At 49.0% G+C, this 337-nt stretch carries 1 pseudogene; it reads left to right on the plus strand.

The features are described from left to right. Positions 1–102: 102 nt before the first annotated feature. Positions 103–337, plus strand: a pseudogene (locus SB773_RS30645) (two-component system response regulator); the annotation flags it as partial.

Below are 337 nucleotides of genomic sequence, written 5' to 3' on the forward strand. Positions count from 1 at the left end.
GAGGCCCTTCATTTGGGAGCGAATGATTTCCTGACCAAGCCACTGGATAAAACGGAGGTAGTGCTCAGGATTAACAACTTGCTGCGCACGAGATTCTACCATATGCAGTTGCAGGATCAAAATCACCGCTTGGAGCAGCGTGTACAGGAACGAACAATGGAGCTTGAGAAAGCAAAGAATGAAATTTTACAGTTGCTGGCTCGCTCATCAGAATTCCGCGATGATGATACGGGTCAACATACGATTCGTGTGGCTCAGATGGCAGAAGAAATCGCAGTAGCTCTTGGTTTGTCGCCACAGGACGTACGGTTAATTAAACGGGCGACACCGCTGCACG

The organism is Bacillus sp. SIMBA_074 (genome assembly GCF_046534555.1).
Classification (GTDB): Bacteria; Bacillota; Bacilli; order Bacillales; family Bacillaceae_G; genus Bacillus_A; species Bacillus_A mycoides.